At 45.4% G+C, this 12,423-nt stretch carries 8 protein-coding genes; all 8 read right to left on the minus strand.

The annotated features are described in order from the left end of the window. Window positions 1-537: 537 nt before the first annotated feature. On the minus strand, window positions 538-1,155 hold the full coding sequence (locus tag B3182_RS02240; RefSeq protein ID WP_292399533.1) for an ANTAR domain-containing response regulator: 618 nt from the start codon (window positions 1,153-1,155) through the stop codon (window positions 538-540). Continuing rightward, entirely contained in the window at window positions 1,139-2,005 is an 867-nt protein-coding gene (locus B3182_RS02245) for a nitrate- and nitrite sensing domain-containing protein (RefSeq protein ID WP_292354127.1), read from the minus strand. Before B3182_RS02245 ends, B3182_RS02240 begins: the two co-directional genes overlap by 17 nt. Before the next feature lie 402 nt (window positions 2,006-2,407). Next, on the minus strand, window positions 2,408-3,655 hold the full coding sequence (locus B3182_RS02250; RefSeq protein ID WP_292354125.1) for a hypothetical protein: 1,248 nt from the start codon (window positions 3,653-3,655) through the stop codon (window positions 2,408-2,410). Window positions 3,656-3,841: 186 nt separating this feature from the next. Continuing rightward, window positions 3,842-6,490: a nitrate reductase gene (locus B3182_RS02255; RefSeq protein ID WP_292354123.1), complete on the minus strand. Its 2,649-nt coding sequence runs from the start codon at window positions 6,488-6,490 to the stop codon at window positions 3,842-3,844. 10 nt (window positions 6,491-6,500) lie between these two features. Continuing rightward, on the minus strand, window positions 6,501-6,809 hold the full coding sequence (gene nirD, locus B3182_RS02260; protein ID WP_292354121.1) for a nitrite reductase small subunit NirD: 309 nt from the start codon (window positions 6,807-6,809) through the stop codon (window positions 6,501-6,503). Between the two features lie 6 nt (window positions 6,810-6,815). After that, on the minus strand, window positions 6,816-9,245 hold the full coding sequence (gene nirB / locus B3182_RS02265) for a nitrite reductase large subunit NirB (protein WP_292354119.1): 2,430 nt from the start codon (window positions 9,243-9,245) through the stop codon (window positions 6,816-6,818). A gap of 205 nt (window positions 9,246-9,450) precedes the next feature. Beyond that, on the minus strand, window positions 9,451-10,890 hold the full coding sequence (locus B3182_RS02270; RefSeq protein WP_292354117.1) for a sensor domain-containing diguanylate cyclase: 1,440 nt from the start codon (window positions 10,888-10,890) through the stop codon (window positions 9,451-9,453). 148 nt (window positions 10,891-11,038) lie between these two features. Continuing rightward, window positions 11,039-12,423, minus strand: a 1,385-nt coding sequence (locus B3182_RS02275; protein ID WP_292751385.1) for a putative bifunctional diguanylate cyclase/phosphodiesterase, incomplete at its 5' end; no start/stop codon positions are given.

Here is a 12,423-nt window from a genome sequence, read left to right on the forward strand (position 1 = left end):
GCCATATCGGTGAGCTTGATAAAACCGAGGCGAAGATCTTCTTTTTCCAGCTCTCCCGGAGCTGCCAGTGAGTTTGTCGAAAAACTGATAACACCAATGATGCCAACGGCAGATAACCAGCGGCGTATGGAATGTGAATTTACTTTAGGTAAAGACATAAATAGCTCCAACTTTTAGGGCCAGTTCATTCTGATGATTCCATTACTGGAGATCATAAAAACAAGGCCAGAGGACAGAAAACGGCGACGTTGCCCGATACCGGGGAAATCATTTCCAGACACGGTTTTCAATCCTGCGTTGGATTGTTCCAAGACCCTCTGATTTTCATAGCCAAGAACAAAAACGGCTATGAAAAAACAACAGATCCCACTGTCCTATTTGCAGTTAATATGCCAATCACATACCTATTTAAAAAATAATATATTTCAATCACTTATAAAATCGCTTTACTAATAATCAATTTCAACTTGCGTCGCTTTGGGGCTTAACAAAAGGTCTGGCACTCAGATGGTGCAGTAACAGACCATTTTATTTAACTCAGTTATGAGGATGAGTTTCCAGCAGGTTTGCTGTAGCCAAGACCTGTTTTGCCAACATCGCCAGACGCATGTTCTGGTTCATCGCTGTGGTGCGTAACAGACGATAAGCTTCGTCCTCACTGCACTGACGCTGCTGCATCAAAACGCCTTTTGCACGGTCAATAATCTTGCGTTCTGCCAGTTTGGTTTCCAGTGATTGCACCTGTTGACGCATCGTCTGTTGTTGCAGAAAACGGTTTCGTGCTGTGCTCAGTAACGGCAACACCCTATGCGGTTGTAAACCATCAACCACATACGCACTGACGCCAAGCTCAATAGCCTGTTTTTCGACCTGCGCGTCATAAACGTCGGTGAAAATAACCACTGGCATTGGCTGCTGTCTGAGTAACATATCGACAAGCGCCATCATGTCACTATCGCAATTACGAACGGCCAGAATGAACATGCCAGTAAATTCGAGTTGTTTCATGGCTAGTTTAGGAAGAGAAGCCGATTGGTTGGTCACCTCAAACATGGTGCCACTCAATTGTTCGACTAATTGCTGTGCTATATCAGAACGATCGCACACCAATGTGGAGTTAAAATTTTGTGTCATGATGTCAGTTGAGTTTCGCATGATTATCCGCAGCATAGTTAATGATAAGAGAAAACACATTGAGTACCGTATCAATGGCACGGGAGGCCGTTTTAAAGTAATCATCGGCTGATAAGGTAATCGAACCTTCAATCAGCACTTGTTGATCAATGGTCTGTAACAATAAATCTGTATCGCGTTCGATTTTACCGTTTTGACCAGCCAGAATTCCCACCAGGTCTTTATTACGAATTCCGGCAATTTCCCTGAGTAATTCACCGATCCTGCTGTTTGCTGTTAAACGTTGGAATGACAACATCATCGTTTCGGTGCCCCCTGCCTGACCTCGGGCACATAGGGTCGATCCAACGGCACGCATTTGGCCGAGAATTTCAGCAGCTCTGAGAGTGTCAAGACAGATTTCGGATAAGCGAGTGATGTTATCCAGCATAAAATGGTGAAGGTTGTACAAACGGCTAAGATCATCAAACAAAGACAATTGGCCTTCGATCATCGCATTGTGCTGCCGGATAACCTGATGAGGAGTCAGCTTGCGATCCAGTATCTGCTTTTTAAGTCGCGGCCAGTGATCTACAAACGATTGCCATTGCGGTAACGTTTGCATTTCGGTGTTTTGTGCACCGAGAATAAATTGATCGATTTGTTGCTGCAGAAAGGTCAGCTTGCCGACCAGGGAAGCATTTCCAGCACAGACAGCACTGCTGGTGCCCCGATGTTGCTGAGATAAATCAATTAACTGTTTTAAATTAACCAGTTGAGAAATGGCAAATTCTGTACGTCGTTTATCACGGAAATTCAGGGTGAATTGTCTGGTAGCAGCAAAACATGCTGCTACCGATAATGCACCTGCAATGGTGGGGTTGACTATCATAGCCTGACTCTCAATTAGTCGTTGTTCCGATTATTCCCAGCTGAAAAGATAACCAGCCATTAAGCCTAAGGGAGAAATCAACACTAACAAAAGCAGCTTGAATAACTCTTTCATCAAATAGAAAAAATCAACTAAGTATCCCATTGTTGTGGCCTCCTTCTTTGTATGGCAACGACAACGATATTGCATAAGCTGTGCCAGAGATAAAATTATTATTTATCAGTAACTTAAAAATTCATCTTGTCACGTCATGCATTAAAATGGGCTGTAGTAAACGGACCATCGCTTATTTTTGGTGCGCCGAAGCAGAATTACAGATAAAAAAAAGCCAGCCCTGAAGGGCTGGCTTGGTACAACAAAGGCAGCTATGAAAAATCAACAGCCTCTAATACCGAGGAGATATCAGAACTTAACTTGTCCATAGACCCAGAACTTTTCAGTATCCACTAACGATGGAAATTCATCATCCGCTTGATAATCAGCGTATTTCACACCCACGGTGTAATGCTGGTTAAAGGTTTTCTCCAACAGAACATCCAGCTCATTACCGGCATCCAGACTGTCCTGGTCCGTTTCAAAGTCATGGTAGGAAACAATCAGTTTGGCTCCGAAAATCACATTGCCAACGACTGTTAAATAAGCATCTTTCAGTCCTTGTGCCGGAGTGTTCAGGAATTGATCGGCCCAGCCCTGAAACGCATGATTAGTGCCCAGGGGTGTTTTAAAACTGTCCGTTCCATCGCCTTCCTGCACTTCATAAGAGAGTTTGGCCATCCAGCCTTTATGCTTGGCACCCAGCTCTGCCAGATAATAATCCTGAGCATCCATGGTGCCGCTTTTATAATCACTTTGACGGGCATATTCGGCTGTATAAACCAGATTCCAGGCATCATTGATCGCAGGAGCACCACTGAGTCGCACACCCAATGTTTTAGAAGAGGTCGCTTCGGCATCTTCATATTCCAATAAATACCCATAGCCTTCCAGTTTGCCAAATGGTAAACCGCTGTATTGGGCATTAAGCAAATGAGCTTCAACATCAATTACGCCATTTCTGATAATCCCAGCATCACGATCATCCCCAAAAATAGTGTTTATTTTATTGACAAAAGCGTAACTCAGCCTGGTATCAGGTAAAGAAGTATTCTGAATCGAAAAAGCATCAAAGGTTTGATGATTCTGCCGCCATAACACATTACCAATATAACGATGGAATGGTGCATCTCGGTAGGTAATTTGCTGACGACCAAATTTCGCAACGGTATCAAAGCCCTGATAACTCAGATAAGCCTGATTGACTTCAGTACCATCCGGATCTGCCACTACTGAATATTCAGTCTCACCATTAGTGGTGCTATTGTAATTATCACCGCCCAGATCAGTAACATTCTCAAACTCAAGAAATGCACCAAAACCATTTAAACGGCCGGTTTCATACCCCAGGGTAGAACGCACGGTAAATGCATCGGCATCTTTCAGGTCGTTATCCTGTTCAACAGATTCATAACGGGCACGGGCAGAAAAACTGACCTTTCCGCCAGTCAGGGCTTCGATAAAGCTGTCTTGTTCGGCTGCAGCCGCTGTCATTGAAAATGTGCCAATGAAGCTCGCCATCAACGTCGTTGCAGTATATGTAGGTAATTTTGACATGATCCTTCCTTAATTTACGGGCCGCGAAAATACCTTCGGCGACCGAAATATCAAAAAAATAGAGATTGATTTGCCACGTCGTTATGGCTGCATACGCGCTGGGCGGTTCAGAGGGCAATGCATCATCGTAAATACACAACACTCGTCAATTTGTTCAGGCAGAAACAAGCTCTGCCCTGACAGCTGTCAGGAATTAGCCAACAACTGTTTTAATTCGGGAATGCAGGATCCACAGTTGGTCCCTGCTTTTAAACATCGGCCAATATCATCAACCGATTTGGCTTCACCTTTACGGATAGCGTCTTTAATGGTGGTTTCGCCAACACCGAAACAGGCACAAACCATTTTGCCTTTATCCTGCTGTCCCGGCCCTGGACGGCCTGCAAGCAGACTCTGCCGGGCAGCTCCATCCAGTGTTTCTTCTGAAAATAATTGAGATAGCCAGCCACGTTCTGGCAGATAATGGTCGGCAGCCAGAAACATCACAGTCTGTAACTGATTATCAACAATATTGGCAGCACGATAGCGGCCAGCTCGCTGGTCACTGAATTCGATCCATTCACCTTGCTGTTCTGTAATATTCTGAATCCACTCAAGTGGTTGCTCTACCCAGTTTTCACCAGCCAGTTCATAGCGCCAGAACTGCTGACCTTTGACTTTGACCCAATAGGCTGTTTCAGTGAGGCTCAATGGCTTGCGGGATAAAATAAAACCATGCCAGCGCGGCAAAAATGGACGTACATTCACCGGGGTATGTTTGGACTCGGGTTGACCGGAAATGGGATCGGTTAGGGGTGCGACCAATGTGTCAACACGTGCCTGTGAGGCAAACTGTCCATTCCAGTGAATAGGCACAAAGATGCTGCCCGGGCGTTGATCCTGAGTTAAATTCACCCTTCCGGTGAGTCGTCCCCATTTGCTTTCAACCTGGGCCAGAGCCTTGTTCTGGATCTGCCAGTGGCCGGCATCGACCGGGTGCATATCAATCATCGGTTCACTGATATGCGCATTTAATCTGGGTGCCCGTCCGGTGCGGGTCATGGTATGCCATTGATCACGGATACGGCCGGTGTTTAACACTAAAGGAAAGGTATCATCGACTTCGTTTTGCGGATAATGCGGATCAACCGCAATCATTCTGGCTTTACCGGAAGCGGTATAAAAATGATTATCGGTAAACATTCTCGCTGTGCCCTGAGGCGCATTTTCGGTCACTGGCCACTGAATGGGTTGCAACGATTCATATTCCTGCTCGGTGATATTGGCCAGAGCGCTAATATCAAAATCACGCTGTCCCTGATTTTCAAAGGCAGACAATCTGGCATGTTCACGAAAGACATCTACGGCCGTTTCAAACTGAAACTGTTCAGCAAAGCCCATACGTTTGCCGACTTCCTTGAGCATCCACCAATCGGCTTTAGCTTCACCGGGTGCTGGTAAAAAAGCCCGTTGATGACTGATACGTCTTTCAGAGTTGGTGACAGTGCCGTCTTTTTCGCCCCAACCAAGCGCCGGCAGCAGTACATCGGCAAATTCGGTGCAGTCAGTTTGCTTTTCAATTTCAGAAACAATGACCAATTCACATTTTTCCAACGCTCTCTTGACCTGATCAGCATCCGGGATGCTCACCACCGGGTTGGTGGCAATAATCCAGACAGCTTTGATGTCACCACGCTCTATCGCCTGAAACATCTCAATGGTTTTATGACCGGCAGTATTGGTTAAGCGATCGGTGTTCCAGAAACGTGACAAACGATCATGATGTTCTGGTTTTTCTATTTCCATATGAGCCGCCAGCTGATTACTCAAGCCACCGACTTCACGCCCGCCCATCGCATTGGGTTGACCAGTAATGGAAAACGGCCCCATACCGACTTTGCCAATCCGACCAGTGGCCAGGTGACAGTTGATAATGGCATTACATTTATCCGTGCCGCTGGTCGATTGATTAACGCCTTGAGAGAACAGGCTGATAGTTTTTTCAGTCGAGGCAAACAATTGATAAAACTTTGCTATATCGGCTTCAGATATTTCCGTCTGACGTGCCACTTGTGGAATATTGGCAGCGGTTTTTCCCGCCGAATCCAGTGATGAAGCAAAGCCTTCCACATATTGCTCAAGATAATGCCAGTCGATACAGTCATGCTGTTTGAGATAACTCAGCAAACCATTAAATAAAAACGCATCCGCACCGGGCCGTAATGGCAGATGCAAATCGGCGATATCGCAGGTGGCCGTTTTTCGGGGGTCAATCACTACCACTTTCATATTCGGCCGGTTTTGCTTGGCCTGAGTAATACGCTGAAACAGTACCGGATGACACCATGCAGTATTGGAACCGACAATCACCAACAGATCGGTTTGTTCGAGATCCTCATAGCTGCACGGCACCGTATCACTGCCAAATGCACGTTTATGCGCGGCCACAGCAGAAGACATGCATAAGCGCGAATTCGTCTCGATATTGCCACTGCCAATAAAGCCTTTCATCAGCTTGTTGGCCATATAGTAATCTTCGGTCAAAATTTGACCTGACACATAAAACGCCACGGCCTCCGGACCATGTTCATCAATGATCTGTTTAAACCGGTCACTGACATGGTTCAGTGCGTTATCCCAGTCAACCCGTTTGCCATTTACCTGTGGATACAACAAACGATTATCCAGACCGCCGGTTTCCCCTAAAGCAGAACCTTTTGAACACAAGCGTCCTAAATTAGCGGGATGGGACGGATCACCTTTTATGGCGACCGTACCATCGGTTTGCGGAGCAGCTAAAACGCCGCAGCCGACGCCACAATAGGGACAAGTTGTTTGTGTTGCGTGTTGTGCCAACAGTCAATCCTCAGAGTGCAATGTAAATCAGGCCGTCTTCGACTTTGGTATCAAATGAACGGGTGCAACCTTCGTCTGGACCAGTGGCCTCACCGCTGCTTAAATCAATCACCCAGTTATGTAATGGGCAGGCTACACGCTTATCGTAAACAATCCCCTGGGATAACGGACCTTTTTTATGCGGGCATTGATCAAATAAGGCAAAGACCTCATCACCACTGGTCCGAAAAATCGCCACATCCCCATCCGGCGTTGTCATCACTCGTGAGCCTTTTTGCGGTACGCTTTCTACCGGTCCTACTTCAGTCCAATTTTGCATCTGTTGTTAACCTACTTGCTTGATGGGAATATAGTTTTCGCGCTGTTTGGCCGCATGTTCCGCCCAGGGATCGCCCTGCGATTTTTCCTGTGACTCGTAAAACCGCTGTGCCAGAACTTTGCGGTTGTCATGATCATCAACCACTTTGGCCTGAACGCTTTTCAGTCCCACCCGTTCAATCCACGGTGCGGTACGTTCCAGATAATGGGCATCTTCACGATAAAGCTGCATAAAGGCTGCACAGTATTCCATCGCTTCTTCTTCAGTAGCGACTTTGCACAGGAAATCGGTCGCACGAACTTTGATACCACCGTTACCACCGACATGCAGTTCGTAGCCTGAATCAACACAGACAATACCGAAATCCTTGATGGTGGCTTCAGCACAGTTACGCGGACAACCTGATACAGCAATTTTGAATTTATGCGGTGTCCAAGAACCCCAGGTCATTTTTTCAACCTTGATGCCCAAGCCGGTGGAGTCCTGAGTACCGAAACGACACCATTCTGAACCCACACAGGTTTTCACGGTACGTAATGATTTACCGTAAGCATGACCTGAAACAAAGCCGGCTTCACTGAGATCAGCCCACATTTTCGGCAGATCATCTTTTTTCACACCAAGCAAATCGATGCGCTGACCGCCAGTGATTTTTACGGTGGGTACTTTATATTTATCCGAGATATCGGCAATAGCACGTAACTCATTGGCGTTGGTTACCCCACCCCAAATCCGTGGCACCACTGAATAGGTACCATCCTTCTGGATATTGGCATGAACCCGCTCGTTGATAAAACGTGACTGAGGATCATCTTGATAGTCTGGCCAAGTGCTCAGCAGATAATAGTTTAATGCTGGACGGCATGAGTGGCAGCCATCAGCATTTTTCCATTCCAGGGCGACCATCAGATCAGAAATGGTTTTCAAACCTTGTTCTTTAATGGCGTTTTTCACTTCGCCATGACTCATGCTGGTGCAACCACACATGGGTTTTTTACTTGGCGTATCGTTAAAGTCACTGCCCAGCGTCGATGCCAGTAATTGCTCAACCAGACCGGTACAGGAACCGCACGATGCAGAAGCTTTGGTATGAGATTTGACTTCATCAAGAGTAAACAGGCTGTGTTTACTGATGGCTTTAACGATATCGCCTTTGCAAACACCGTTACAGCCACAAATTTCGGCATCATCAGGCAATCCATCGACAGAATTGGTCGCACCATGGCCAGAGTCACCAATATGGTGCTGACCAAACAGCATATTCTCACGGATACTGGACACATCAGTGCCATCACGCATCAACTGGAAGTACCATGCCCCATCCACGGTATCACCGTATAAAACCGCACCTATCAGCTTGTCATCCTGAATGACCAGCTTTTTATAGATATGACGGGCAGCATCTTTGAACACCAGATCTTCAGTACTTTCATCGCCTATAAAGTTACCTGCAGAAAATAAATCAATGCCGGTAACTTTCAGTTTGGTCGAGGTAATGGAGCTGACATAACGTGCAATACCCATTTGAGCCAGATGGTTGGCACAGACTTTAGCCTGTTCAAATAACGGGGCCACCAGACCAAAGGTTGAACCACGATGCTGTACACATTCCCCCACTGCATAAACTTTAGGATCAAAGGTCTGCATGGTGTCATCTACCACAATACCGCGTTCACAATGAATTCCGGCAGATTGTGCCAGTTCAATATTAGGACGAATACCGACCGCCATCACAACTAAGTCAGTATCGATTTCTGTGCCATTTTTAAAGACGACTTTTTCAACCCGTTTTTTGCCTTCAATCGCAGCCGTTTCATGCGACATCAGGAAATTAAGCCCTTTGGCTTCCAACTCATGCAACATTAAATCCGAAGCAGGTTTATCCAATTGCTGATTCATCAACACATCAGCAATATGCACCACGGTGACTTCCATCCCCTGAATCATCAAACCATTGGCTGCTTCCAAACCAAGTAAGCCACCACCGATAACAACGGCTTTTTTATGGGATTTGGCAGTTTCCAGCATGGTATCGACATCAGCAATATCGCGGAAACTGATAACGCCAGGCAAATCACGACCGGGTAAGGGCAACATGAATGGGCGAGAACCGGTGGCCAGCAATAAACGATCATATTCAAAGACTTCGCCTTCTGCGGTTTCCAGTTGGCGTTTTACACGATTGATATGGGTAATTTTTTTACCGGCATGCAAGGTAATGCCATTGTCGATATACCATTGCCGATCGTTGATCATGATCTGATCGATGGTTTTATCGCCTGCCAGCACAGGTGAAAGCATAATACGGTTGTAGTTACCGTAAGGCTCATCACCAAAAACGGTAATGTCGTATTTTTCAGGTGCTAACTTGAGTAATTCTTCCAGTGTTCGCACACCGGCCATACCATTACCTATCAGCACTAATTTTTCTTTCATGGATCGCTCCTGCATTTCGATTAAATATGCTTGAGCAAGCACTGTGCCAACAGGTAACTTATTAATTTAATTACACATTAATTTTAAACAGGTAAGTAACATGCGACTTTGTGGTGCAAAACGGTGCACTACGCACAAAGATGGTGAATTAGGGCCAGTTTATCTTTCAGAAACACCTCTGTTGTCATAGAAAGCTCAACAAGCCCTAATAAACCGTAATACGATTACGGCCTTTATTTTTGGACTCATACAGGGCGTGATCACAACGTTCAATCAGATCATCCATGCTTTCTCCCAGTTGAAACTCTGTCACACCGGCACTGATGGTTACGCTGATACTGTCATCTTTAACCCGGATCTTATGCTCGCTGACAGCTTCGCGAATCGTTTCTGCCACCCGTGCTGCATGTTGTTGATCACAGTTTTCTAACAATAATAAAAACTCTTCACCACCCCAGCGACACAAAACGTCTACATCTCTCACTTTTTGTTTTATCAGCCGAGACACCGATTTGAGCACCTGATCACCAAACTGGTGACCGTATTTATCGTTGACCAATTTAAAATGATCAATATCCAGCACGATCATTGATAAAGACCAATCCTTACGTAACGCAGTTTTTTGCGCTTTATTAAAGACCCAGTCGAATACCTGTCTGCTGGTCGCCCCGGTGAGTTTATCTTTAGTCGCCATCAATTCAAGACGACGCTGGTAGCCCCGGATAGTGAAATGGGCAAGCATTAATACACAGATACTGATAGCCAGAGAAACCGCAATATTGATCCATAACGCCGTTTCAATCCGGTCAGCGGCGGGATCGTTGATTTGCTCGACGATCAAAAACCAGTCAAATTCGGGAACCAAACGACTGTTTAAATAGATAGTGTTACCGTTTTTCGCCGCATAACTCACCGACGCACTCGGATTACTGAGGATCTGTATAAATAATTGATCTAAACCGGTTTTGTTTTGCAGGTAGATATCATCTTGAAACTGACTGCTTCGCAGCGTAATTTCACCCTGACGATCAACAAAATAGATTTCCCGTCCATAGCGTCGCTGATAGTTTTCAATCAGTTGAGCCACTGACTCCATCGACAGGCCAACACCGGTAACCCCGACTAACTCACCTTGTTGATTCAGAACGCGATAATTAACAAAAATGCTCATACGATTGGGTTCGGCGGTATCCCAATCTATATTGATATCGTAATCGGTAGTGATTTTTCGTGTGGTGAAATACCAGCTGTCCGCCGGATCTGACTCATCAACCTGTTTGATAATGCCCTTGGGATGATAATAATTGCGCGTTTTTTCAGAGACAAAAAAAGCGGTAATCGTATTGTATTTTCGTTGTATCTGCGCCAGATATTCGGCTAAACGCTGGGGATCCTGTTCACCATTCTCAGCCCAGTTAATCATAAAAGTATCATTCGCCATCAATGATGAGATTAACAATGGCTGCAACAGGTCACGCTGAATTTCGGAGTAGATGTTATCACTGGTCAGCGGCAGCATTTGTTTTTGCAGCTGGTCACTGGTGGAATCCCGCGCCACAAAGTAGCCAATCAGACTGGTGGCCATAAATCCCAGCAAAACCAGCGCGCTGATTGTCAGCGTGAAAATTCTCTTCCGATTTTGCATTCCGGCCAGCCTGTTATTAAACAAAGTTTTTAATCATAGTGAATTTGGAGTAAGGATCCTAGTGGCTATTGCTCTTTCATCCCCATTTCTATTGCAATCAGCCCAAGGCTTGTTGTTCTTTCAGAGGCTGACCAAAGCGACAATGGCCCTAATTTTTTGTTAAGGCCTGCAAATTGTCCGCATTCAACTCAGCTGGCTGCATTTGCATTAGTTTGGCATGAACAAATTGATGCATATCCTGATAACGTGTTCTGAGCGATTGGAAATTCTGCATGGCCGTTTGTTTTTTACCGGCTTGATAGAGTTTAATCGTCATGGTTAACAGATGATGAAAACTTCGATATTTTTCTTTTAGAATTTGCAGACATTCTTTATCAATAAGTTGGAGATTTTCTGTTCGCTCCAACCAGACACCACAATGCGATTGTTTAATTGAGAGAATTGGCCACAGTTCAAGTTCTTCGGGGTCCACATCAAAACGCTGTTCAAGGCTTTCCAGGCTTAATTCCAGATACAAATAAAATAGGTTTAACTGTGTCCATTTCAAATGCTGGCGATGATAGCGATAACTGAACCATTCTTCAGGCAATTCAAATTGTTGCTTCCAATGCGTTAATTCCGTCACTGGCATCGGTTTGGCAATCACATACCCCTGAGCCAGTTCACAGCCCATTGATAGCAAAATCTGACCATGGCGCAGTGACTCCACGCCTTCTGCAATGACCTCCAAATCAAATGATCTGGCCAATGCAATAACACCTTCTACAATTTTGCAGTCATCCACATCATTTAACATGTTCCGCACAAATGTCTGATCAATTTTTACCGCAGATACTGGCAAAGTCCTGATGTGGCTCAGTGATGAATATCCTGTACCAAAATCATCCAGTACTGTTGCAATAGAGAATTCATCCTTGCAACGACGGACCACATCAACGATCAGACTGAGATCATCCAGAGCGTGACTTTCCAGAATCTCAAATTGGAAATACTGTAAATCCACTGCTGGAAACTCATCAACGATCTCGCCAAGTCTCTTTAAAAAACCATTACTTCCAAGATGATAGGCCGACAGGTTGATGCTGATATTCCATTGTTTAGAGTCGGCCTGCCATTGTTGTAAATAACTCAACGCCTGACGAATGACCCACTCACCTAACTGAATTTCCAACGATGTGCCGTTAATTAAAGGCAAAAACTGTTGCGGAAACACCAGTCCGTTTTCAGGTTGCAACCAGCGAATCAGTGCTTCGTATCCGACCACTTCCCCACTGCACATATTGATTTTTGGCTGCATGTGTAACTGAAACTGGTTTTCACTCAAAGCCCGGCGAATAGCATAAAGCTGCTCGGTTTTTTCATCACGCCAGGCTTCGTTCCCTGTTTCATACATGCGAAAGGTTTTCTTACCGTCCAGTTTTGCTTTATACAGCGTTTGATCAGCGTGCTCGATCAGGGTTTGCATCGACCCCTGATCAAATGGATAAACGGTATAACCAATTGAGGCACTGATGCGGATGGTATTGTGCTCAC

This window comes from Methylophaga sp. UBA4204 (genome assembly GCF_002379485.1).
Lineage (GTDB): Bacteria > Pseudomonadota > Gammaproteobacteria > Nitrosococcales > Methylophagaceae > Methylophaga.

Excerpts from the sequence above, each read along its gene's own strand:
- B3182_RS02240 (WP_292399533.1), bottom strand. The coding sequence starts at position 1,155 with ATGCGAAACTCAACTGACATCATGACACAAAATTTTAACTCCACATTG.
- B3182_RS02245 (WP_292354127.1), bottom strand. The coding sequence starts at position 2,005 with ATGATAGTCAACCCCACCATTGCAGGTGCATTATCGGTAGCAGCATGT.
- B3182_RS02250 (WP_292354125.1), bottom strand. The coding sequence starts at position 3,655 with ATGTCAAAATTACCTACATATACTGCAACGACGTTGATGGCGAGCTTC.
- nirD (WP_292354121.1), bottom strand. The coding sequence starts at position 6,809 with ATGCAAAATTGGACTGAAGTAGGACCGGTAGAAAGCGTACCGCAAAAA.
- nirB (WP_292354119.1), bottom strand. The coding sequence starts at position 9,245 with ATGAAAGAAAAATTAGTGCTGATAGGTAATGGTATGGCCGGTGTGCGA.
- B3182_RS02270 (WP_292354117.1), bottom strand. The coding sequence starts at position 10,890 with ATGCAAAATCGGAAGAGAATTTTCACGCTGACAATCAGCGCGCTGGTT.